This window comes from Rouxiella badensis, from assembly GCF_002093665.1.
In the GTDB taxonomy this organism is placed as follows: Bacteria; Pseudomonadota; Gammaproteobacteria; order Enterobacterales; family Enterobacteriaceae; genus Rouxiella; species Rouxiella badensis.
Genome location: NZ_MRWE01000005.1, coordinates 87,592 through 109,686, shown reverse-complemented (window position 1 = coordinate 109,686; position 22,095 = coordinate 87,592). Strand labels below are relative to the sequence as shown.

20 protein-coding genes are annotated in these 22,095 nt (G+C 52.3%); 6 read left to right on the top strand and 14 right to left on the bottom strand.

Features of this window, described 5'->3' with window-relative positions; translation table 11 throughout:
- Positions 1–77: 77 nt before the first annotated feature.
- From BS640_RS04725 to BS640_RS04710, 4 genes are all read right to left on the bottom strand, one after another.
- Positions 78–851: an amino acid ABC transporter substrate-binding protein gene (locus BS640_RS04725; protein WP_084912081.1), complete on the bottom strand. Its 774-nt coding sequence runs from the start codon at positions 849–851 to the stop codon at positions 78–80.
- A gap of 39 nt (positions 852–890) precedes the next feature.
- On the bottom strand, positions 891–1,658 hold the full coding sequence (locus tag BS640_RS04720; RefSeq protein ID WP_017492833.1) for an amino acid ABC transporter ATP-binding protein: 768 nt from the start codon (positions 1,656–1,658) through the stop codon (positions 891–893).
- On the bottom strand, positions 1,636–2,334 hold the full coding sequence (locus tag BS640_RS04715) for an amino acid ABC transporter permease (RefSeq protein WP_084912080.1): 699 nt from the start codon (positions 2,332–2,334) through the stop codon (positions 1,636–1,638). Before BS640_RS04715 ends, BS640_RS04720 begins: the two co-directional genes overlap by 23 nt.
- 177 nt (positions 2,335–2,511) lie before the next feature.
- The gene (locus BS640_RS04710) at positions 2,512–3,168 is read right to left on the bottom strand and encodes an MgtC/SapB family protein (RefSeq protein WP_017492831.1); all 657 of its coding nucleotides are present in this window, start codon (positions 3,166–3,168) and stop codon (positions 2,512–2,514) included.
- 250 nt (positions 3,169–3,418) lie between these two features.
- On the opposite strand from BS640_RS04710, the gene BS640_RS04705 reads away from it, so the two are divergent.
- Positions 3,419–3,694: a putative hemolysin gene (locus BS640_RS04705; protein ID WP_017492830.1), complete on the top strand. Its 276-nt coding sequence runs from the start codon at positions 3,419–3,421 to the stop codon at positions 3,692–3,694.
- Positions 3,695–3,963: 269 nt separating this feature from the next.
- On the opposite strand, the gene BS640_RS04700 is transcribed toward BS640_RS04705, so the two are convergent.
- A complete protein-coding gene (locus BS640_RS04700; protein ID WP_084912079.1) occupies positions 3,964–4,383 on the bottom strand; it encodes an META domain-containing protein in 420 nt (139 codons plus the stop codon).
- A 131-nt stretch (positions 4,384–4,514) separates the two neighbouring features.
- A complete protein-coding gene (locus BS640_RS04695; RefSeq protein WP_017492828.1) occupies positions 4,515–5,513 on the bottom strand; it encodes a 2-hydroxyacid dehydrogenase in 999 nt (332 codons plus the stop codon).
- Positions 5,514–5,655: 142 nt separating this feature from the next.
- Here BS640_RS04695 and BS640_RS04690 point away from each other — a divergent pair, with 142 nt between their 5' ends.
- From BS640_RS04690 to BS640_RS04680, 3 genes are read left to right on the top strand one after another with little or no spacing between them, the layout of a single operon-like run.
- Entirely contained in the window at positions 5,656–8,346 is a 2,691-nt protein-coding gene (locus tag BS640_RS04690) for a YdbH family protein (protein WP_084912078.1), read from the top strand.
- The gene (locus BS640_RS04685; RefSeq protein ID WP_084912077.1) at positions 8,343–8,537 is read left to right on the top strand and encodes a YnbE family lipoprotein; all 195 of its coding nucleotides are present in this window, start codon (positions 8,343–8,345) and stop codon (positions 8,535–8,537) included. The genes BS640_RS04690 and BS640_RS04685 overlap by 4 nt, the downstream gene beginning before the upstream one ends.
- 11 nt (positions 8,538–8,548) lie before the next feature.
- The gene (locus BS640_RS04680) at positions 8,549–8,887 is read left to right on the top strand and encodes a YdbL family probable chaperone protein (RefSeq protein ID WP_084912076.1); all 339 of its coding nucleotides are present in this window, start codon (positions 8,549–8,551) and stop codon (positions 8,885–8,887) included.
- Positions 8,888–9,032: 145 nt separating this feature from the next.
- On the opposite strand, the gene BS640_RS04675 is transcribed toward BS640_RS04680, so the two are convergent.
- Positions 9,033–9,650, bottom strand: coding sequence for an FMN-dependent NADH-azoreductase (locus BS640_RS04675; RefSeq protein ID WP_017492825.1), 618 nt, complete (start codon positions 9,648–9,650; stop codon positions 9,033–9,035).
- A gap of 240 nt (positions 9,651–9,890) precedes the next feature.
- Here BS640_RS04675 and hrpA point away from each other — a divergent pair, with 240 nt between their 5' ends.
- The gene (hrpA, locus tag BS640_RS04670; RefSeq protein ID WP_084912075.1) at positions 9,891–13,766 is read left to right on the top strand and encodes an ATP-dependent RNA helicase HrpA; all 3,876 of its coding nucleotides are present in this window, start codon (positions 9,891–9,893) and stop codon (positions 13,764–13,766) included.
- On the opposite strand, the gene BS640_RS04665 is transcribed toward hrpA, so the two are convergent.
- From BS640_RS04665 to folM, 6 genes are all read right to left on the bottom strand, one after another.
- The gene (locus BS640_RS04665) at positions 13,763–14,608 is read right to left on the bottom strand and encodes a trypsin-like serine peptidase (RefSeq protein WP_084912074.1); all 846 of its coding nucleotides are present in this window, start codon (positions 14,606–14,608) and stop codon (positions 13,763–13,765) included. The genes hrpA and BS640_RS04665 overlap by 4 nt on opposite strands.
- Before the next feature lie 416 nt (positions 14,609–15,024).
- Positions 15,025–15,414: an acid resistance repetitive basic protein Asr gene (gene asr / locus BS640_RS04660; RefSeq protein WP_084912073.1), complete on the bottom strand. Its 390-nt coding sequence runs from the start codon at positions 15,412–15,414 to the stop codon at positions 15,025–15,027.
- A 352-nt stretch (positions 15,415–15,766) separates the two neighbouring features.
- The gene (locus tag BS640_RS04655) at positions 15,767–17,248 is read right to left on the bottom strand and encodes a carboxypeptidase M32 (RefSeq protein WP_084912072.1); all 1,482 of its coding nucleotides are present in this window, start codon (positions 17,246–17,248) and stop codon (positions 15,767–15,769) included.
- A 60-nt stretch (positions 17,249–17,308) separates the two neighbouring features.
- On the bottom strand, positions 17,309–18,613 hold the full coding sequence (rstB, locus tag BS640_RS04650) for a two-component system sensor histidine kinase RstB (protein ID WP_017493252.1): 1,305 nt from the start codon (positions 18,611–18,613) through the stop codon (positions 17,309–17,311).
- The gene (gene rstA, locus BS640_RS04645) at positions 18,610–19,344 is read right to left on the bottom strand and encodes a two-component system response regulator RstA (RefSeq protein ID WP_026110721.1); all 735 of its coding nucleotides are present in this window, start codon (positions 19,342–19,344) and stop codon (positions 18,610–18,612) included. The genes rstB and rstA overlap by 4 nt, the downstream gene beginning before the upstream one ends.
- A 109-nt stretch (positions 19,345–19,453) precedes the next feature.
- Positions 19,454–20,209 carry a dihydromonapterin reductase gene (gene folM, locus BS640_RS04640; protein ID WP_051040090.1) on the bottom strand — a complete coding sequence of 252 codons (756 nt, stop codon included), beginning with the start codon at positions 20,207–20,209 and terminating at the stop codon, positions 19,454–19,456.
- 138 nt (positions 20,210–20,347) lie between these two features.
- Here folM and BS640_RS04635 point away from each other — a divergent pair, with 138 nt between their 5' ends.
- Positions 20,348–20,770, top strand: a complete 423-nt coding sequence (locus BS640_RS04635) for a hypothetical protein (protein WP_017493255.1) — start codon at positions 20,348–20,350, stop codon at positions 20,768–20,770.
- A gap of 145 nt (positions 20,771–20,915) precedes the next feature.
- On the opposite strand, the gene ydgH is transcribed toward BS640_RS04635, so the two are convergent.
- Positions 20,916–21,890, bottom strand: a complete 975-nt coding sequence (gene ydgH, locus BS640_RS04630) for a DUF1471 family protein YdgH (protein ID WP_017493256.1) — start codon at positions 21,888–21,890, stop codon at positions 20,916–20,918.
- Positions 21,891–22,095 lie beyond the last annotated feature (205 nt).

Here is a 22,095-nt window from a genome sequence, read left to right as displayed (position 1 = left end):
TTCTGACCTGTAAAATCGCGGGAGAAGGCGGAAAGACGTCTCCGCAGCGGCAGTCATGCCACTGCGGAACGACGTGATTATTTGGAAACGTCAGCACCAAAATATTGATTAGAAATGCGCTGATAAGTGCCGTCGGATTTTATTTCAGCCAATGCTTTGTTGATTGCCTGCTGTAAATCCGGGTTGTCTTTTCTGATAAGCACGCCTTCCTGCTCGGCGTTTGACTCGGTAGCAACAATCTTGACCGGCGCGTCAGGTTTATGTTTTTTGAAGTCGAGATACGACAGATTGTCGTTGATAGTGGCATCCGCGCGGCCCTGTGCAACAAGAGAGACGGACTGGTCGAAACCGTCAGTACCGACAATCTCCGCACCGTATTTACGCGCCAGTTGTGCATAGTTGCTGGTCAAGGTGTGCGCCGATTTCTTGCCTTTCAGGTCGGCAAATGACTTGATGGTGTTGTTGTTGCTGCGCACGATCAGTACCGCTTTTGACGCAATATACGGGTCAGAGAAATCGTACTTTGCCTGACGCTCTGGTGTGATGGACACTTCGTTAATCACCGCGTCATAGCGTTTGGCGTCGAGGCCCGCAATCAGCCCGTCCCATTTCCCTTCGACAAACTCCGCTTTAACACCAATACGCTTAGAAACTTCCCGTGCGATATCAACGTCAAAGCCGACAAGCTCACCCGAGGTGTTGTGATAGGTAAACGGGGGATAGGTGCCTTCCGTACCAAATTTGATCACGCCTGCCGAGTGAATTTTTGCCAAATCTGATTCGGCAAAAGCAACGTGAGAAACGCTAAATTGCAGTGCCGTGGCCAATAATGCCGTCGCTATTACTTTCATCAGTAACTCCTTAAGATTATTAGTATTGATTTTTTTGTTTTAGATTTCCCATGAATCGGGAAGGGTATTGGTTAACGTTGAAATATAGGTCTTTGTTCGTGCTTTCCTGGCCTGAGTGAAAATAGCCTCTGAGGTACCGCTTTCAACAATTTCACCCGCCTCAAGAAAGACGACGTTATTAGCGATATTCGCCGCCAGGCGCAGGTCGTGAGTGGCCATCAGCATGGTGGTCCCTTCCTGTGCCAGCTGCTTTAATACCGCGACCACCTCAAGCGACAGCTCAGGGTCCAGCGCTGAGGTCGGTTCATCACAAAGCAGCACCTTGGGCGAAGGGGCCAGAGCGCGTGCAATGGCGACGCGCTGCTGCTGTCCACCGGAGAGTGTGGCAGGCCAGGCGTCACGCTTATGCTGCATACCTACCTTGGCCAACAGCGCTTCGGCACGTTTTATCGCCCGATCCAACGGCCATTTATGCACTACGACCAATCCCTCGGTGATATTTTCGAGTACGGTCAGATGAGGGAATAATTGAAAATTTTGGAATACCATGCCGGTTTGCTGGCTTATTCGGCGAATATCTCGTTTGCCGATGCGCATCTTTGGGGAAAAACGTATTTCTTCATTCCCAATCTTTAATTGCCCGGCCTGAGGAATTTCCAATAAATTAATGCAGCGTAATAAGGTACTTTTGCCGCTGCCTGAAGGCCCGATCAGTGCAGTTACGCTGCCTTCTTCGAGCGTCAGCGCTATGTCGTTCAGGACTTTATTTAGTCCAAAACTTTTCTCAACTCCGGATAGCGTTATCATTAAAGTTTTCCTTTACTGCGGTATTTCTGGCCAGTCTGATTTCCAGACGGCTCTGTAATGCGGATAAAACGGAGCTGATCAGTAAATAGATGATGGCCGCTTCGGTATAAAGAATGAGGGGCTGATAGGTTACGGCGGCAATTCTTTGCGCCGCCAGAAACAGCTCTGGCACGGTAATCACCGAGGCCAGGGAGGTGTCTTTGACTAATGAAATAAAGGTATTCGACAGCGGTGGGACGGCGACGCGAGCGGCCTGCGGCAGAATAATCCGGCGCAAAGACTGGGACCAGCTCATGCTAATGGAATGGGCCGCTTCCCATTGCCCCTTTGGCACCGATAATAGAGTGGCTCGAATCACCTCAGAAGTATAAGCACCGATATTCAGGGTAAAGCCTATCACCGCCGCCGGAAAAGCGTCGAGAGTAATTCCTGCGCTCGGCAGGGCGTAAAATATCAGGAAAAGCTGCACCAGGAGAGGAGTACCGCGAATAAGCCAGACATAAAAGCGGACGAAACTTCGCAGTGGCGCGGGGCCATAAAGGCGAATTAATGCCACAATAAAACCCAGCGTTAATCCCAAAGCAAACGCTATCAGCGTCAGTGGAATGGTAAATGTCAGCCCTGCATAAAGCATGGGCCAAAAAGAATCTACAGCTAAAGAAAACCAAGCGGGCACACTTCACCTTCCCCAAACATTACTGTTGCAGCTTTTATTGCCATGTTGGAAATAACGACTATAAAGAGAGGGGGAAAGCTTATCATGCGGCAAATCTTTGCCGCATATAGATAGATTGGGATTAGTTATTCAAATTTTGCATTTGCAATTCAATGCGTTATGGTGATTCTGTGCGCCTTAATTAACGTCTACCCGCTTAATACCGTCTACCGACATTATGGCCTCATAGAGGGCTTCAATTTTCTGACGCGGCGATAATACGACGTCCATAACAAGCTCACATTTATCTTCATCGTCATCCTTTTGGCTGACTTTTATATGGCCGGGACGGATACGCATTTTCTGTAGTGCAATTAATACCTGAGGGACGCTTTGTGGTCTCAGGCGGACTTCGATCAGATGATGATGACCAATTAAACGGTTGCTGATTTGACGAAATACCTCAAGAACCAGCAGCGTTAATACGGTGCCATAGACCCCAATCTCATACAGTCCGCTACCAATGACCAAACCAATTGCCGCGGTCACCCAAAGCCCGGCGGCGGTGGTCAGTCCCTTGACGATTTGTTTTTGAATAATGATGGTACCGGCACCCAAGAAACCCATGCCGCTGACCACCTGCGCGGCAACACGACTGGGGTCAAAACTGACGTGGCTCTGATTAAGAATATCTTCAAAGCCATATTTCGAGACGATCATAAACATCGCACTGCCGATGCCGACCAAAATATGGGTACGTAAACCGGCTTCTTTTGCACGCAGCTGTCTTTCAATACCGATAAGTCCTCCAAGGACACCGGCAACGGCAATTCTGATTAAAAAATCTGTCAGCATAAAAGACTTCCTCCTTTTTTATATTATTTCATCCCAAGGGCGAATTTTTTGTGATTTAAGAAGAATTTCGGGTTAATAAGCGTCCACTCTATGAGCAGAATAAATAACAAACGGAAATAATCTGTTTCTGGATATAAATTTTTAAGAAAAGTGGCTATTTACTTCTTTTCAGGACTCGACGTTAGCAGAAAAGCTCGGCTATGATGACTCTCGTTAAATTTAACGAAATAATCATCCAGGAGCAGGGTGCATGAAAACAGGGTTACGATTTCTACTGGCTGGCGCCACATTGGTTTTAGCTGCCTGCAGCAGCAATAAAGAAAGTGCGGAAGTTCAACAGCAGGGTAACAGCTTCAATATTGCCCATCGTAACCTGAGTAACAGCCCTGCCGCAGCAGCCTGTTCAATGGCCGGAGGCACGCTACAGCTCGCACGCCAACTCGACGGTACCTCAGTAGGCATGTGCCAGATGTCTAATGGTCGTCGATGCGGGGAGTCGGCTGTGATGAGCGGTGCCTGTACCTAAAATTCCTCTTCGCCCTTAGCGCTGTGGCTGCGTTGGCTGTCTTCGCTCACCCGAATCACTGACGTGTGTCAGCTCATCGGGACTCACTCTGTGGCCGCCTTGCCACAACACTAATGGCTGTGAGGAATGCCTCTTCGCCCCAGCGCTGTGGCTGCGTTGGCTGTCTTCGCTCACCCAAATCACTGACGTGTGTCAGCTCATCGGGACTCACTCTGTGGCCGCCTTGCCACAACACTAATGGCGGTGAGTAATACTGTCTTGCCCTAACGCTATTTGGCGCGATAGACCAGCTCGTGTTCGCCTTCGCGGAGTATGAGCTGTTTGCCGTGCAGGGAGACTTTCGCGCCATTCTGTAGCATCTCGGCGATGAGCCGGTCGCCGACGTTGAGTTGGCTGTCGGCGCAAAGCATGCGCGTTGAGGCCATTTGCCTGACGAAGAGTCGATCGTTGTCGAGCTGTCCTTGTCCCATAAAGCGGTTACACATAGCGCCTGAGACGTGCATCTTTTCGCTGAATTCGAGAGTCGGTCTACGGCTGCTCTGACTGGCTATCGGTGCGCCGTCAATGCTGACGAGTTCATAAGGGTGCTGTTGCAGGCGTTCGGGGGTGAGTTTTTCCTGGTGGGGATAGCTGCAGCCACTGAGCGCAACGGCGGCCAGCAGGCTGCCTAAAATCAGTTTTTTATTCATCTTCTCTCCTGAAGAAACCTGAGTTGATTTCCATTCATTTCGTCGAAATGGCAGCGCTTTAAACTTATTAAGCGCTTTTTAACGTCATCATTATATCGAAAAGAGACCTAAAAATCTCACTATTGTTCTGATTAGGACTGAGCCGTTACCTGATTCGGACATTGCTCTCCGTTCGCAATTTGCGAGAGATTACCGAGCGTCGTTTCCGCAATGCTGGTCAACGCCTCGCCGGTCAGGAACGCCTGATGGCCGGTAAACAGCACGTTGTGACAGGAAGACAGGCGGCGGAAAACGTCGTCGAGCACGACTTCGTTAGATTTGTCTTCGAAGAACAGGTCACGTTCGTTCTCATAGACGTCCATCCCCAGTGCACCGATTTTTTGCTGCTTCAGGGCGTCAATCGCCGCGCTGGCATCGAGCAGTGCGCCACGGCTGGTGTTGATGATCATCACGCCGTCTTTCATCTGGCTAAACGACTCTTTATTGAGAAGATGATGGTTGTCGGCGGTCAGAGGACAATGCAGCGAGATAATGTCGGATTGGGCGTACAGCGTGGGCAGGTCGACATATTCCGCGCCCAGTTCCAGCGCCAGCGGGCTTGGATAGGGATCGTAGGCCAGAATCTGCATGCCAAAACCTTTCAGAATACGCATGGCCGCAACGCCAATTTTGCCGGTGCCGATGATTCCGGCAGTACGTTGATACATGTTAAAGCCGGTCAGTCCTTCGAGCGAAAAGTTGGCTTCACGAGTGCGCTGATAGGCGCGGTGAATGTGTCGGTTAAGGCACAGCATCAGCCCCACCGCGTGTTCGGCGACGGCTTCCGGTGAGTATGCCGGCACGCGGACTACGCTAATACCCAACTCTTTGGCGGCATCCAAATCAACATTGTTAAAGCCCGCACAGCGCAGCGCCAGTGTTTTAATACCGAGTGCTGCGAGTTCGGCAAGCACCTCTCGGCTGGCGTCATCATTAACGAATATGCAGACCGCATCGCAGCCTTCGGCGTTCTTCGCCGTGGCTGCACCTAGCATAAAATCAAAAAATACCAGCTCATCGCCGTACTGCTGATTAACCAGCTCAAAATATTTTTTGTCGTAATTCTTGGTGCCGTAAATCGCAAGTTTCATACCTGATTCTCCAAGAAGTAAGGGAATTTTCGAGAAATAATAGTTAAAACTAGCATTTGGGCGTCGTGTAAACAAAGGGTAAGCGAGTGTAACGTGATTTTTATGATATCTTGCAGACGTAAAGAAAATATCAGGACAATTCATGAGGAAAGGACCTAAACGTCTCATACAGATTCTGCTGGCCGCGGTGGTGGCGATACTTCTGCTGCTGGTACTGCTGTGGAAAACGCTGCCGCAGTGGCTGCCATCGCTGGCTGGACACTGGCTGGCGCAGGGGACGGCATTAAGTTTGTCCTCGGCACCCGTCTGGTCAGACGGACAGCTGCGACTGCCGGGCCTGCGCTATCTGGCGCAGGACTGCGTGCTTGCCGACGCACAGGACATCGCGCTCGACAAGGCGCAGAAAGGATGGAACCTCAGTCTGGGAAGCCTGAGCGTCGACACGGCCTGCCTGAGCCAATACCCTGTCAGTAAAAATTCCAACTCGGCGCTTTCACTGCCCGATATTCAGAAACAGTTGCCTGTAGGCCAACTGCACATCGCCAGGCTTTCAATCACTCCGTGGCAACAGTACGCGGGCAGTCTGCTAATAGACAACAGCGGGCAAACTCAGGCGCTGCGCTATCAGGGGGATGCACTGAGCTTCGATGCTGCGCTGGACAACCAACGGCAGCTGATAATTAGCACCTTGAGCCTGACGCCGCCGGGCAGCGACGAGCCTATCCAGTTAGCGGGCAAGCTGACTCTGCCTGCGGCACTTGACACCTTGCCGGAAAGCGGTGAGCTGCATGGGCAGATGCACACCTCCGCGGTGCCGCATCCGCTTAACGTCAGCATGAGCTGGCAGAACCAGCGGGGCGAGCTGCGGCTTGTCGAGCAGGGTGAAACCGAGCCGCTGCTCAGTTTGCCGTGGCAATTGGGCAATAAGCAGATCCAGATTAGCGACGGGCAGTGGCGTTGGCCGTATGCGCAGCAGCCGCTGTCCGGTGGCGTGAACCTGACGCTGAACAACTGGAGCGACAACCTTAACCAAACGACGCTGAGCGGTCGGTTGAACGTATTGACCCAAGGTCACAACGGCAAGGCCAACGCGGTGTTGACGATGGGGCCGGGCCGCGTGGGCCTGCTCGACAGTAGTATTGCATTTCAGTTAACCGGTCAGGCCAATCTGGCGCAGGTTTCACTCAGTGCATCGTTTCCCGCCACGCTGACCGGCTCGGTGCTTAATCCTGAAATTTCGTTGCACAGCGGCGCATTGCTGCGTGCCTGGGGTAAGCCGACCGCGACGCTAAGTCTTCAGGACGCGCGCTGGCCGCTGGCGGGGGTGAAGGTAAGCGCCGGGGGCGTGAGTGGCCCTCTGCAAGCCATTATCCGCGGGCAGGACAGTTACTGGGGCAACATTGACCTGCATCTCAACGGTAAATCGCAAAGCTTCTGGCCTGACCATGGGCAGTGGGCGTTTAACTACTGGGGTAAGGGCAATCTCCCGCCGCTGAGTGGGCGGTGGGACGTCGCCGGTAAAGGCAGCTGGAACGACAATCAGCTGACGTTGACGCAGCTATCGGCCGGTTTTGATCGCCTGCATTACGGGCTGGTCAACGTCGATGCACCTCGCCTGACGCTGACCACGCCGCTAAGGTGGATGAGGCCGATACCTGAACGTTATGCCAGCACACAACCGCCCACGACGCTGAATTTTGAAGGCGCGATTAAGCTGGTGGCGCAAAAGGTTTCGCTGGAAAATGGCGGCTATTTGCCCCCCGCGGCACTCACCCTGGCGATGAAGGGCAATAGCCCAATGAACATAACGCTTAACGGTCAGCTTGCGGCGCTGCCAATTGGGCCTATCCGTCTTAATGGACGTTGGGACGGCGAGCGTCTGCGCGGTCAGGCGTGGTGGCCAAAACAGGATCTCACCGCCTTCCAGACGCTGCTGACGCCAGACCTCAACGTCAAGCTTCGAGGCGGTAGCTTCTACGCGCAGTCAGCGTTTTCCGCTGCGCGCGGCCAGGGATTTATCGCTGGAGGGCACTGGGTGGTTAAAGACGGCAGCATGTGGCTGAAAGACGGCGACCTAAGCGGGCTCAACTTCTCACTGTCTTATCGCCTCAAGGACCAGAAGTGGCGGTTAGGTACCCGGCAGCCGGTCAGTCTGCGGATTGGCGAGCTTAACAACCTGTTTGCGATGCAAAACATTACCGCCGAACTGCAGGGCAGTTATCCGTGGAGTGAAAGCGCACCGCTTAAGCTTACCCACGTTGGCATGGACGTCCTGCTGGGGCACATTAGCCTTTCCGAGTTGCGTCTCCCGCAGCATGACGCGGCCGTGCTGAAGCTGCAAAAAATTGACCTCAGCGCGCTCTTTACCGCGCTAAAACCAAAACAGCTGGCTATGTCCGGGCGCGTTAACGGCGAGCTGCCGCTGTACGTCGATAATCCGAAATGGCTGATTCACGAAGGTTGGATAGCCAACGACGGCGGACTGACGCTGAGGCTGGATCCGCAGTTTGTGGCCGCAATGGCACAGGGTAATATCGCCAACGGGCTTATCATCAAGCTGCTGCAATACCTTGAAATCTCTAAGTCTTACGCCAAAGTGAGCCTCGACAATCTGGGGGGGCTGACCATGGCGGCGCAGATTAAGGGGGTTAATAATATCGATCACCAGAAACGTGAAATCGATTTGAACTACACCCACCAGGAAAACGTTTATCAGCTTTGGCGCAGCCTGCGTTTTGGTGACAACCTGCAGGAAGGGTTGCAACAGCAGCTTTCTGCCACCAACCAGTTTGCGCCTGCGACCAAGGATACTGAATTGAGGAAGGAACAATGAACCTGATACCGTCCTGTTTACCGCTAGTACTCGCGACGCTACTGCTCAACGGATGCGTACCGCGCATCGAGATAGCGACGCCCACAGCGCCGATAACCATCAATATGAACGTCAAGATTGAACATGAGATTCATATCAAGGTCGATAAAGACGTCGAAGACCTATTGAAGAACAAGAGCGATCTTTTTTAAGGACAAGGGTTATGAAATCGGTAAAAGGCAAAGGTCTGGCGTTGATAGTGATGCTTTGCGGCTGGCTATGCTGCGGTTCGGCGCTGGCGCTGACCGTCGAACAGGCCAAAATGCAGGGACGGGTGGGGGAGACGCTGTCGGGTTATCTGGCTCCGGTGAAACAGGATCCCGAAACCCTGGCACTGGTAAAACGCATTAATCAGGCCCGCGAGCAGCAGTATCAGGACGTAGCAACCAATAATCAGATCAGCACCGCCGACGTAGCGAAACTTGCCGGGCAAAAGCTGGTGACGCGTGCCGGGAAGGGTGAATACGTGCGCGGCATCAACGGCCAGTGGCTCCAGAAATAGAGCCACGCTTCGCGTGATTCTGGAGTCTCGTTTTATTGTTGTAATAAAAAAAGCGCGCCTTACTGGGCGCGCAATGTTTATTACAGCGTCTCTACCGTGACTCATCAGCTTCTAAAATGAGTTAGCCGAGAGTGACGGTAAATAATTAAGCTGCGGCAACTTCTTTAACAGCAACGTCGATTGCTGCTTTTGCATCAGCCTGAGCTTTAGCGGCAACTTCTGGACCGTAAGCAATACCTTCCGCGAAGACGAACTCAACGTCAGTCATGCCCAGGAAGCCCAGGAACAGGTTCAGGTATGGAGCAACCAGGTCGCTTGGAGTATCTTTATGGATGCCGCCGCGGCTGGTCAGAACGATAACGCGTTTGCCTTTGATCAGACCTTCTGGGCCTTTCTCGGTGTATTTGAACGTTACGCCCGCACGAGCAACCAGGTCAAAATAGTTCTTCAACTGAGTTGGGATGTTGAAGTTGTACATTGGAGCAGAGATAACGATAACGTCGTTAGCCTGCAGCTCAGCGATAAGCTCGTTAGACAGGGCCAGTGCTTCTTCCTGACGTGGCGTCAGAGCAGCATCGGAAGGACGCAGTGCGCCAACCAGTTCGCCATCCAATACAGGGATAGGATTAGCCGCCAGGTCACGCACGGTTACCTGAGACGCACCGTTAGCAGCCTGGAATTGAGCAGCGGCGTAGTCAGCCAGTTGGTTGGTCTGAGAGAAGTTAGCCAGAATACTTGATTTCAGAATCAGTACTTTACTCATTTTTAAATCCTTCACGTAAGTGGGGGTAATACAGGGACGGGGCGTCCCAACAATGCTTGTTACTCTATTGATAAATCTTCGTCAGTGATAGTGCAATATTTCGAGATCTACATTCGAATTTTTTGAATAACCTGGCACTTGAGAAATCCGCCTCCAACTTTCAGTAACCTCAATAGCTTGTGATAACATAGCGTTATTCAGGCAAGGCCAGCGGCCGCCTCTAATCAAGGAATCAAGAACGTGAAATCACCGCTCGCGGCACTATCAGCACAACTAGACGGGCTGATGCTACGTGACCGACAACGCCTGCAACGTCGTTTGCAGGGCGCAAAAAAAATAGATGACCCGCAGGCATTGCTGGGACTGACTCAAGAGCTTGAAACTTCGCTCCAGCAGGGGCTGCAAAAAGTCAGCGCACGTGAGGCGTCACGCCCTAAAATCACCTATCCCGACAATCTGCCGGTCAGTCAAAAGAAGCAGGACATCTTTGAAGCCATCCGCGATCATCAGGTCGTTATCGTCGCAGGTGAAACCGGTTCGGGTAAAACCACGCAGATTCCGAAAATCTGTATGGAGCTTGGCAGGGGTATCAAAGGCCTGATTGGCCATACTCAACCGCGCAGACTGGCGGCGCGTACTGTCGCTAACCGTATCGCCGACGAGCTGGAAACCTCGCTCGGCAGTACCGTCGGTTATAAGGTCCGTTTTAACGACCAGGTGAGTGAAAACACGCTGGTCAAGCTGATGACCGACGGTATTTTGCTGGCCGAAATCCAGCAAGACCGCATGCTGATGCAGTACGACACCCTGATTATCGATGAGGCGCACGAGCGCAGCCTGAACATCGACTTTATTCTCGGATATTTGCGCCAGCTGCTGCCAAAGCGCCCGGATTTAAAAGTCATCATCACCTCGGCGACCATCGATCCTCAGCGCTTTTCCAAACATTTTAACAATGCCCCTATTATTGAGGTTTCAGGCCGTACCTATCCGGTTGAGGTGCGTTATCGCCCGGTCGTTGACGATGCAGATGATACCGATCGTGACCAGCTGCAGGCTATTTTTGACGCGGTTGACGAGCTGGGGCATGAGAGCAACGGGGATATCCTGATCTTTATGAGCGGTGAGCGCGAAATTCGTGACACCGCCGACGCGCTGAATCGCCTTGATTTGCCGCACACCGAGATTTTGCCGCTCTATGCGCGCCTGTCGAACAGTGAACAAAACCGTGTGTTCCAGTCGCACGCTGGACGCCGCATTGTTCTTGCCACCAACGTGGCCGAAACGTCGCTGACCGTACCGGGTATTAAATACGTTATCGACCCCGGCACGGCGCGTATTAGTCGCTATAGTTTCCGCACCAAGGTACAGCGCTTGCCGATTGAGCCGGTATCGCAGGCCTCGGCCAATCAGCGTAAAGGACGTTGCGGGCGTGTGTCCGAGGGTATCTGTATCCGTCTTTATTCGGAGCAGGACTTCCTGTCGCGCCCTGAGTTTACCGACCCAGAGATCCTGCGTACCAATCTGGCGTCCGTCATCCTACAGATGACCTCACTCGGTCTGGGCGATATTTCTGCTTTCCCGTTCGTCGAAGCGCCCGATAAGCGCAACATTCAGGACGGTGTCCGCCTGCTCGAAGAGTTGGGGGCGATTAACCCTGCCGAGCACGGTCGCTATACCCTGACCGAACAGGGCCGCAGCCTGGCTCAACTGCCGGTTGACCCGCGACTCGCCCGTATGGTGCTTGAGGCGCAGAAAAACGCCTGTCTGCGCGAGGTGATGATCATCACCGCTGCGCTGTCGATTCAGGACCCGCGTGAGCGTCCGATGGACAAACAGCAGGCATCGGACGAAAAACATCGCCGCTTTGCGGATAAAGATTCCGATTTCCTCGCCTTCGTGAACCTGTGGGACTATCTTCAGGAGCAGCAAAAAGTGCTCTCTTCGGCACAGTTCCGTAAGCTGTGCCGCAGCGATTACCTCAACTATTTGCGCGTTCGCGAGTGGCAGGATATCTATACCCAGCTGCGTCAGGTGGTGAAGGAGCTGGGACTGCGTATCAACAGCGTGGCCGCTGATTATCGCAGCGTGCACTGCGCGCTGTTGACCGGTCTGCTGTCACACGTTGGGCAGAAAGACGTAGAGAAGCAGGAGTTTACCGGTGCGCGTAACGCACGGTTCTCTATCTTCCCGGGTTCTGGTCTGTTCAAGAAGCCGCCAAAGTGGGTGATAGTTGCCGAGCTGGTTGAAACCAGTCGCCTGTGGGGGCGTATTGCGGCCAAAATTGAGCCAGAGTGGATAGAACCGCTGGCCAAACACCTGCTGAAATACAGCTACAGCGAGCCGCATTGGGAAAAAGCCCAGGGCGCGGTGATGGCCAACGAAAAGGTCACACTGTTTGGGCTGCCGATTGTCATGGCGCGTCGCGTCAACTATGGCAGCATCGACGCCGTCCTCTCGCGTGAGCTGTTTATCCGTCACGCTTTGGTGGAGGGTGACTGGCAAACCCGTCATGCCTTCTTCCGCGACAACCTGCGTCTGCGCGCAGAAGTTGAGGAGCTAGAGCATAAGTCTCGCCGTCGCGACATTCTGGTCGACGAAGAGACGCTGTTCCTGTTTTATGACCAGCGCATCGGCCGTGAGGTGGTGTCCGGTAAGCATTTTGATACCTGGTGGAAGAAACAGCCTGTCGACAGCCTGAACTTTGAAAAAAGCATGCTTATCAAAGAGGGGGCGGGGAAAATAAGTGCGCATGACTACCCGAACTTTTGGCATCAGGGAAATATCAAACTGCGCGTGACCTATCAGTTTGAACCCGGCACAGAAGCTGACGGCGTTACGGTACATATCCCCTTGCCGCTGCTTAATCAGATTGAAGAGCAGGGCTTCGACTGGCAGATCCCGGGTATTCGTCGCGACCTTATCATGGCGCTGATTAAATCGCTGCCTAAGCCAGTGCGCCGTAACTTTGTTCCAGCGCCAAACTACGCCGATGCGCTGCTGGGTCGCGTTACGCCGTTTGAACTGCCGCTGCTGGAGGCCATGGAGCGCGAATTACGTAAAATGACGGGAGTGACGGTGTCACGAGATGACTGGCAGCTCGACCAGGTGCCGGACCATCTCAAGATGACTTTCCGCGTTGTTGACGACAAAAACAAGACGCTGCGTGAAGGCAAGAGTCTGACAGCGTTGAAGTCAACGCTGAAAGAACAGGTGCAGCAAACGCTCTCTGCGGTCGCTGACGACGGTATCGAGCAAAATAACCTGCATGTCTGGAGCTTCGGAACCTTGCCGGACTGCTACCAGCAGAAGCGCGGCGGTTATGAGGTGAAAGCCTATCCGGCGCTGGTGGACGAAAAAGACAGTATCGCTATCCGGTTATTTGACAGCGAGCTTGAACAGTCACAGGCGATGTGGCGCGGTACGCGACGTTTGCTGCTGTTGAACATTCCTTCACCTATCAAATACCTGCACGAGAAGCTGCCGAACAAGGCGAAGTTGGGTCTTTATTTCAATCCCTACGGCAAGGTGTTGGACCTGATAGACGACTGCATCTCCTGCGGTATCGACAAACTGGTCGCCGAGTCGGGTGGGCCTGTATGGGACGAAGCCCGTTTCGCCAAACTGCATGAACACGTTCGCGCCAATCTCAACGACACCGTGGTGACGATTGCCACCCAGGTTGAGCAGATTCTGACCGCAGTATTCAGTATTAATAAGCGCCTGAAAGGGCGAATTGACATGACGATGGCGCTGGCGCTGTCTGATATCAAGGCGCAGATGTCGGGCCTTATCTATCGCGGTTTTGTGACGCAGAATGGCTGGAAGCGTCTACCTGATACCTTGCGTTATTTACAGGCTATTGAAAAACGCATGGACAAACTGGCGATGGATGCACATCGCGATCGCGCGCAGATGCTTAAGGTTGAGAGCGTTCAACAGAAGTGGCAACAGTGGTTCAACAAGCTGCCGCCGGTGCGTCAGGCCAGTGAAGAGGTTCAGGAAGTGCGCTGGATGATTGAAGAGCTGCGCGTGAGTTACTTCGCGCAGCAGCTTGGAACGCCTTATCCTATCTCGGACAAGCGTATTTTACAGACCATGGAGCAGCTGGCTTAGTGCGCCAGCTGGTTATCGCTTAACTCGACTAACGCGTCCCTGATTGCCGGAACGGCCAGGGCGCGGTTATCCGCCAGATAACGGTCCTGCGCGGCAGGCGCCGAGCTTTGAATACCAATCAGCGTCCATTTACCGTCTTGCTTAAGCAGTAACGGCGAGCCACTGTCGCCTGGCAAGGTATCACAACGGTGCGACATCACGCCCGGCTGTGCCCATCCGGTAATTAAACAATCCTGATGACTATAGAGGTCATCGAGGTGATCTTCAGGGTAACCTGCCTGCGTCACTTTGCGGTCATTGGCCTTCAGCGCCGCCGTCAGCTCGTCACGCGTGCCTTGCCACAGGGGCAGGGGCTTGATAGGCAACTTTCGTTTTTCATCGGTAATACGCACCAGCGCGAAGTCATACGGCGCGGCTTTTGGTGGCACTATCCAGCCATCACCGTCGGCTTTGAGTTTCTTGCCTAGCGCAGGATCAACCAGCGTTTGCAGTGACGTAATCTGATAGCGCCATTTCTCATGCTGAGAGATAAAACGCAGAGCGATGACTTTGTCGATGTTACCCGGGGGCGCTAGCACGCAGTGTCCGGCGGTCAGGACCAGGTGCTCGGAAATGAGGGTCGCGGTGCAAAGATTACCGCTTGCCGTTTCAATCTGACCTATCGCCTGCCATGGCCAGCTTTTAACATCGCTGACGTGGGTACGGTGATCCTGGCCAAAAAATAGGGCGGTTTTTTCTTTAAGGCTGATTGTGTCTGAGTCGCTATCCGAGTCTGATGAATCGGCATGAGCAGGGAGGGCGAAGCAGAGGAAGCACAAGACAAGCGGTAAAGCTATGCGCATATCGTTTTGACCTTAAGTGCGGGATTGACTGAGAGTCAATTAATAAGATGATGATTATAGCTGTATAGAGCTTATTGGTAACAGGAGGTTAAGATAACTCGGTAATAACAATTTATCTCGGTATTAATTGGATTTTTTTAATTATGGGTTCTGACTTTCCGGATTAGTTGAAAAACGTTTTCCTCTAGAAGTAGAAGAACAACGTAATCAGGCCTAACAGGATCAGTGAACTCAGGGTAATTTCGAACAGGTAGCGTCGCAGCATCGTCCATCAATACCTCAAGATTGCCTAATTAAGATAACCCCGTGTTCATATTTCGCTAGGGGGTCTAAGGCCGGAGAAAAAAACACCCGGCGAACCGGGTGTCAAATAATCAGTCTTGATAATGGTGAGACGAGTTGCTCACAAAGACTTATTACTTAGCTGCTGGAGCAGCTTTTTTAGCGTGTTTTTTCACGTGTTTTTTAGCAGCCTGAGCTTTCTGAGCAACTGGCTTCTTAGCAGCGTGTTTTTTCACGTGTTTTTTAGCAGCCTGCGCTTTCTGAGCAACTGGCTTCTTAGCAGCGTGTTTTTTCACGTGTTTTTTAGCAGCCTGAGCTTTCTGTGCAACTTTCTTCTTGGTTGCGTGCTTCTTAGCGTGCTTTTTCGCAGTGTGCGTTTTAGCAACTGGCGCTTTAGCAGCTGGAGCAGGAGCAGCAGTAGTGGTGGTTGCAGCAGCAGCTGGAGCAGCGGTAGTTTCAGCAGCGAATGCTGCAGAAGACAGGCCCATTGCAGCGGCAATAACCAGAGCTAATACCTTTTTCATCGTTAATTCCTCAGAATTGAATTTATGTATCCACCCCACTGCGGGGCCGGTAGGAGAATACTAGGCTTCTGAGTGTCTGTTGTCCGTTAGTGATTGGTTTCGGCGTGTAACCGTATGTACAAACTGTATTATTGATATTTATCAGTTGGTTGCGATTTTATGTACAACGAAAAACATACAAATTACGCTGCTTAGTTACAACACACGGCAGATTCAGGTTACCTAAGCGTTTTGAGAAGCCATAAATCGGTTAAAATCAGGGGGATCTGTAACAATGAAATAAGAAAAATCTTAGCAGAATGGGGCGGTTTTCCCGGGCCATGAGAATTCATTGCCCGGGAAGTCACGATTATTACAGGTAACGGCTTTCGAGATGTTTACGGAAGAACTCGGTATTTAAGGTTTCACCCGTGGCATTGGCAATTAACTGGTCGGTCGAGAAGCGGCTGCCGTGCTGCCAGATATTCTGGTTCAGCCACTGGAATAATGCCGTCAGATCGCCTCGGGCTATATCGTCCTGTAGCGTTGGAATCGCTTTATTCGCCGTCTGGAATAACTGTGCTGCATACATGGCACCCAGCGTATAGGTCGGGAAATAACCGAAGCCACCGTCGGTCCAGTGAATATCTTGCATACAGCCGTTGGTATAATTGCCGACGGTATCGAGGCCCAGATATTGCTGCATCTTACTGCTCCACAGTGCCGGAATATCGTCGACTTCAATTTCTCCTTCAATAAGCGCCTGCTCAATTTCATAACGCAGAATAATATGCGCAGGGTAGCTGACCTCATCGGCATCGACGCGGATCAGGCCCGGCTGTACACGTTGGTTAAGCTTGATGAAGTTATCGACGTCGAGGCCATGACGCTCACCAAACTGCTCGGTAACCAGCGGGAAAATAGATTTCAGGAAAATGTCGCTACAGCCGAGCTGCATTTCAAACAGCAGGCTTTGCGATTCGTGAACGCCCATTGAACGCGCGTTGGATACCGGCTGGCCCAGCCACTCTTTCGGCAGATTTTGCTCATAGCGCGCATGTCCGGTTTCGTGGATAACCCCCATCATGGCGGTGATGAACTCATCTTCGTTGTAACGCGTGGTAATACGCACGTCCTGCGGGACGCCGCCGCAGAATGGATGTGCGCTGATATCCAGACGACCTGCGTCAAAGTTGAAGCCGAGACGCTTCATGACGCTAAGGCCCAGCTGTTTCTGACTGTCGATAGCAAACGGGCCCTGCGGCTGAACAAACTGTACGGATTTCTGTTTCTCAACCACCTTTTGCAACAACTGGGGCAGCCAGGTTTTCAAATCACCAAAAATACCGTCGAGCTTGTGGGCGGTCATGCCCGGCTCATAGAGGTCAAGCAGAGAGTCATAACGGCTGATACCCGCTGCTTCGGCGCGCAGTGTCGCTTCTTCACGGCTGAGTTTCACTACTTCACGCAGGTTATCGACAAAACCTTCCCAGTCATTCGCTGGGCGTTGACGACGCCATGCGTGCTCACAGCGGGCGCCGGCGAGAGATTTCGCTTCAACCAGGCTCTCCGGAAGCAGGGCGGCGTGCTGATACTGGCGGGCCATTTCGCGCAGGTTAGACTGCTCGAGATCGTTGAGGTCTTCTTGCTTCGCCTGCTCAAGCCATTCGCCCACTTTGCCCGCGGTCAAAATCTGGTGCTGAAGAACGCTCAATTCAGCCAAAGCCTCGGAGCGAGCGCGGCTGCCTTCCGGTGGCATCATGGTTTGCATGTCCCATCCGGCGATGGACGAAAGATGACTGAAACGCGACAGTCGGGTAAAGGTAGCGCGTAACTGTGAATAAGCTGTAGCCATGCTGAACTCCGTGCTTTCAAAATAATAAAAATGTGGGGGAAGTTTGCCCCCAGGCCCGATTTATTGCGGTTCAATAGCGAGATTAAATGTCGGTTTAATCGGCCAACTAAAGCGGATGCTTGCGCCGCCGAGCGGGCTGGAATCAACCATGACGCGCCCCTGATAGGCCACGGCAATCGAATGCACGATGGCCAATCCCAGCCCGCAGCCGCCGGTTGCACGGTCACGACTTGGGTCCAGCCTAACGAATGGCTCAAAAATTCTCAAACGCTCTTCCGGTGGAATGCCCGGACCATCGTCCTCAACCTGTAGGTTGGCTTCTTCACCCTGTAACCACAGGCTGATACGCAAATGCTTATGAGCGTAGCGCTGCGCGTTGTTGACCAGATTGTCGAGTACGCGCTCCATCAGGCGGAGGTCCACACCGCCGAAGTCGGCCGGTTTAGTCACATCGAGTTCTATCTCATGCTCGGTATTTACCAGACGGAAGTCATCGGCCTTGTCTTCAATCCATTCCGGCAGGTTGATTTTGGTTAAATGCAGCGCGACCTGTGGCCGGTCGAGACGGGCGTAGGTCAGCAGCTCGTCGATCAGCGACTCCAGCTGACCGATGTCACGGTTTATGGCCTGCTGTTCGGCCTCTGGCAGATTTTCACTGATGGCAAGCCGGTAACGCAGCCGGACCAGCGGCGTTCGCAGCTCGTGAGCGATACCGTCAATAAGCTGCTTCTTGCTCGCAATAAGGGTATTAATGTTGTCAGCCATCTGGTTAAAGGCAATTCCCAGACGATTGAGGCTCGACGTCGAGTCAAAATTGGTTCGTTCGTCGAGATGACCATTGCCAAGCCGCTGCGCCGAGTTTTCTAACTTAAGCAGGTCCTGCCAGTGTGGACGCATCCATAAAAATACCGGCAACGCTAACGACAGGCCGATGAAAATCAGCAGCCCCAAATCGAGCAAGCGCATTTCATGCATGTAAAACAGATATGGAATCGGCCCGACGACCAAAACATAGTTACTTCGCGGCACGCGCTGTATAAAGGTGTATTCGCTGTCGAGCGCCACAATTTCGCCGTCACGCAGTTGGGCGTCGAGTGCCGGGCTTAGCTTGCGCTTGCCCAGTGGCTCGATATGCAGTTTGAACGAGAGGTTCAGCTCAAGGGTGCTGATGGTCTTGTTCCAGTCTTTGATAGGAATTTCACGCAGCTCGCTTCGCATCAGATAGAGCGAACTTTTCATCAGATCGTTCATCGACTGGCGACCGGTGCGCTCGGCGGTGACTTTGTAAACCAGTCCGACCAGCATTGCCATAACCAGGAAACACACCAGCAGCAGCAGGAAGAACTGAACGAAAAGTTTTCTCATTCCTGCACGGACTCCCAGGCGTTAGGGGCAAACAGATAACCTTTATTACGCACCGTTTTGATACGAAATGGTTCAAGCGCGTTGTCGTAAAGTTTGCGACGCAGGCGAGAGATAGCGACATCAATGCTGCGGTCGAGCCCGTCATAGCTCACGCCACGCAGGTTGAGCAGCAGCGCTTCACGGTCCATGATGCGGCCTGCGTGCGTGGCGAGCTCCCACAGAAGGTCAAAGTCTGAGGTTGAAAGGGTAATCGTTTCTTCACCCAGCGTGACTTCGCGGTTGACGGGATCAATGCACAGCTGGCCGAAGTGCAGGGCGTTGCTTTTCTGCATCGGTTTGCTGGTTTTCTCTGGCTCGGCGGTGGTAGACGTCGGGCGCTGGCGCAGGTGCAGCCGAAGACGCGCCAGCAGCACGGCCGGTGGCGTTGTTTTCAGAATATAGTCATTAGCGCCCATCTCGAGCGACAAAATATGGTTCATGTCGCTGTCCAGCGAGGTCAGCAACACGATGGGGCCGTCATAGGCCGGGCGCAGGTCGCGGCAGAGGGTCATGCCGTCTTTACCGGGAAGCATGATGTCGAGTAATACCAAATCGGGTTTTTCGACCGCGATTCTGTCTTGCGCCGTGTCTCCGCGAGGTTCAATAAGAACTTCAATGTCATGCTTGCCCAAATAGGCAGCGATCAGCTTACCCACCTCGGCGTCATCTTCTACAAAAACGATTTTATTCATTGGTTTGCTGTCAAGGTGAAAATCGGGTTCCAGCATAGCGCGAGCGGGGCATCAACGCCACGCCCGCAGTAGACTTCGTTCATATTAATAAACACAGGCAACCGCTGCGTCAGCGCAATCTTCTGCCGCCGTCAACGCCGAGTGTTTTGCCGGTCACATACTTACTGCGCATGATGTAATCAACCAGATTGACTATCTCACTTTCGCCCGGCTCAATCTTCATTAACGATTTATTTAACGCGTGCTCGCGGTATGAGGCGTCGTCCTCTGGGTTAAAGAGGATTAGCGCGGGTGCAATGGAGTTAACTTTGACCTCAGGTGCCAGCTTTCGTGCAAATGAGAGCGTCATATTATCCAGCGCTGCCTTGCTTGCCGAATAGGCGATGTGCTTTTTACTGCCTTTTTCCACCACGAAATCGGTAATGTGAATGATATCGGCGCCGGCCGTGCCCTGACCCCGCAGACATTCTTCCAGCTCGAGATTGAGCAGGTAAGGGGTGTAAACGTGGATTTGCAGCATCATCGCCATCGTATCCTGTGGTGCGGTGTCTGGCGACTCTGCGACCCATGAGCTGGCGTTATGAATGATGGCACGCAGTTTACCGGTTTGGGCACGCACTTTTTCAGCAAAGGCGAGTATCCCTGCATTTTCTGAAAAATCGGCCTGAATGCAGCATGCGCCTTTCTTAATCAGCTCCTCAAGGGCAGGGTAAGGTTGCCGATAACTCACGATTACCGGAATTTTTTTCTCTAGCATCGACTCAGCCAGAGCCAGTCCTATTCGCTTGGCGCCACCGGTGATAAGTACCGGTGCAGAAGGGATAAAATCGGTCAAGTAAAGCTCCTGAACTCGCTGGCAAAGCATCAATAAACTATGTCATTATATAAAGCTATGCCATTATATAGATGATTGTGTTTATCGTTTCAAAACATTATCTTCAAAAAGTAAGGTCTTTTCTAACACACGTTAGACGGGTTAGCACTGGCCCTGAGAGGAATGGAGATGGCTGATAGTCGCCTGGTACCCGATGCGCGCAGTGAAAAAGCGTCCTTTAACTACATGGAATACCTGTCCGCATCGTGCAAGAAGCAATGGAGTTTCCTCGATGCCATCCACGGCGTATTGCCTTTTTTTGGCATGGTGTTGAGGTCGCGAAGCACAGCCCAGGAAAAATCCAAACAAGACAAGCTTAATGCATTAGCGTTACAAGTTGTCTCGACGCAGGTGAGTGACGAAATCAATATCGTTCGACTGATTGAGTTGGCGCAGCAGCAGAATATTTACAGCGTTGATATTCATTTGCCTTATGGTTTGACCGAAGAGCAGCTGGCGGCCATTCAGGAAGAGTGCAAACATCCGCTGAAATTGACGCAACAGGATGAGCATTTAGCGGTAGAAATACTGCAAGACCCCTCAAAACATTAATTTCACTGCCCCTCGGGTCGTTGATTATTTCAGACCTGAGGGGGAGCGTTATCCCTACCCATGCTGTTCCCTGCCTGACGCTATCAAGGATACAACCAAAGGACGTGATGCCCTTCGGCTGTAGCCACTGCGCGCTCATTAAAACTTATTTGAACAGGTCTGCTGTGACGGTGAGGTTACCCCCGCTTTTGTTCTGCCACTGACGCGTGATGTGGTAGAACTTAGCACCCTGATCCGCCGCACGCTTGGCGACTTCTTCAGAGACGTCGGTGATGCTGTTGAAGTGGCCGGTGAAGGTCACGGTAGAGAACGGCGTCATCTGTGCCGCAGTCACGTTGTTCACTTCTTCGATTTTCTTACCGTCTGGCAGAGTGACAGAGTAACGCTTACCGGTTGAAGACTGTGTCTGGAAGAACAGGCCTACATCGCGGCTTGGGCTTTCTGAAGATGCCACACCCGGGATTTCAACTTTCTTGGCTGCGGCACCGCCGGCTGCCAGCGCTGCACGACCTGCGTCAGAGTTGTACGGGATAGCATCCGGGCTTTGAGTCACACGCTTACGCGCATCTTTTTTGTAAACAAAGGCAGTCACGTACTGATTGCCGCCGTTATTGGCATCAATCTGGCGTACGATGAAGAAGGAGTAAGCCCCTTTGGCTTTTGCGGCTTCAGCAATAGCCTGAATGACGTCAGGCTGGCTGTGGAACAGGCCGCTGACGGTAACGGTATCGAAAGGCTCTAACTCATAGGCCACTTCTTTTGGCAGCTGTTTCACGCCGCTAACGCCGTTAACGCTGTTAAGCACCGGCTTTGGGCTGACCTTAGGCGCATCTTTATGATAAAGGTCGGCAACTACGCGCCAGTTGCCGCTTTCGCTTACACTGTTAGTGTCCAGAATATAGAAGTAATCCGCGCCTTTATCGTCGGCGCGTTTAGATGCTTCATCAGAGGCATCGCCCAGATTGTTAAAATGGCCAGTAAATGCAATGCGATCAAAGGGCTTCAGGGCGGCTGCTTTCTCGGGACTGATCTCTTCTGCCGCCTGTGCTGCAGACAAAACAGAGAATTGCGAGATTAACAAAACAACGGCCGATGCGATGATCGTTTTCGTCTGCTTCATAAAAAATCCTTTCACCTTGCGCAGTAATGTTGAAACATGCTGAATTATTGATGTGTAACAGATTAGCTCCCGATTATTGCATGTAATAATGGCGAGCGCTTTAGTAATTTTTTAAATGCTTTAAGTCTGTAATCGCTAGCCTGGTCACTTTATTTTGCCCTGATAACTTATATAAGTTTCGTGATGGAGTAAATAAGTGAAATAA

What these genes read in the sequence shown, in the direction of transcription:
- BS640_RS04695 (WP_017492828.1), bottom strand. Translation starts at nt 5,513, where the DNA reads ATGAAACTTGCGATTTACGGCACCAAGAATTACGACAAAAAATATTTT.
- asr (WP_084912073.1), bottom strand. Translation starts at nt 15,414, where the DNA reads ATGAAAAAGGTATTAGCTCTGGTTATTGCCGCTGCAATGGGCCTGTCT.
- BS640_RS04720 (WP_017492833.1), bottom strand. Translation starts at nt 1,658, where the DNA reads ATGATAACGCTATCCGGAGTTGAGAAAAGTTTTGGACTAAATAAAGTC.
- ydgH (WP_017493256.1), bottom strand. Translation starts at nt 21,890, where the DNA reads ATGAAGCAGACGAAAACGATCATCGCATCGGCCGTTGTTTTGTTAATC.
- rstB (WP_017493252.1), bottom strand. Translation starts at nt 18,613, where the DNA reads ATGAGAAAACTTTTCGTTCAGTTCTTCCTGCTGCTGCTGGTGTGTTTC.
- BS640_RS04705 (WP_017492830.1), top strand. Translation starts at nt 3,419, where the DNA reads ATGAAAACAGGGTTACGATTTCTACTGGCTGGCGCCACATTGGTTTTA.
- BS640_RS04665 (WP_084912074.1), bottom strand. Translation starts at nt 14,608, where the DNA reads ATGCGCATAGCTTTACCGCTTGTCTTGTGCTTCCTCTGCTTCGCCCTC.
- BS640_RS04635 (WP_017493255.1), top strand. Translation starts at nt 20,348, where the DNA reads ATGGCTGATAGTCGCCTGGTACCCGATGCGCGCAGTGAAAAAGCGTCC.
- BS640_RS04700 (WP_084912079.1), bottom strand. Translation starts at nt 4,383, where the DNA reads ATGAATAAAAAACTGATTTTAGGCAGCCTGCTGGCCGCCGTTGCGCTC.
- rstA (WP_026110721.1), bottom strand. Translation starts at nt 19,344, where the DNA reads ATGAATAAAATCGTTTTTGTAGAAGATGACGCCGAGGTGGGTAAGCTG.
- folM (WP_051040090.1), bottom strand. Translation starts at nt 20,209, where the DNA reads ATGCTTTGCCAGCGAGTTCAGGAGCTTTACTTGACCGATTTTATCCCT.
- BS640_RS04690 (WP_084912078.1), top strand. Translation starts at nt 5,656, where the DNA reads ATGAGGAAAGGACCTAAACGTCTCATACAGATTCTGCTGGCCGCGGTG.
- BS640_RS04680 (WP_084912076.1), top strand. Translation starts at nt 8,549, where the DNA reads ATGAAATCGGTAAAAGGCAAAGGTCTGGCGTTGATAGTGATGCTTTGC.
- BS640_RS04725 (WP_084912081.1), bottom strand. Translation starts at nt 851, where the DNA reads ATGAAAGTAATAGCGACGGCATTATTGGCCACGGCACTGCAATTTAGC.
- BS640_RS04655 (WP_084912072.1), bottom strand. Translation starts at nt 17,248, where the DNA reads ATGGCTACAGCTTATTCACAGTTACGCGCTACCTTTACCCGACTGTCG.
- BS640_RS04710 (WP_017492831.1), bottom strand. Translation starts at nt 3,168, where the DNA reads ATGCTGACAGATTTTTTAATCAGAATTGCCGTTGCCGGTGTCCTTGGA.
- BS640_RS04675 (WP_017492825.1), bottom strand. Translation starts at nt 9,650, where the DNA reads ATGAGTAAAGTACTGATTCTGAAATCAAGTATTCTGGCTAACTTCTCT.
- BS640_RS04685 (WP_084912077.1), top strand. Translation starts at nt 8,343, where the DNA reads ATGAACCTGATACCGTCCTGTTTACCGCTAGTACTCGCGACGCTACTG.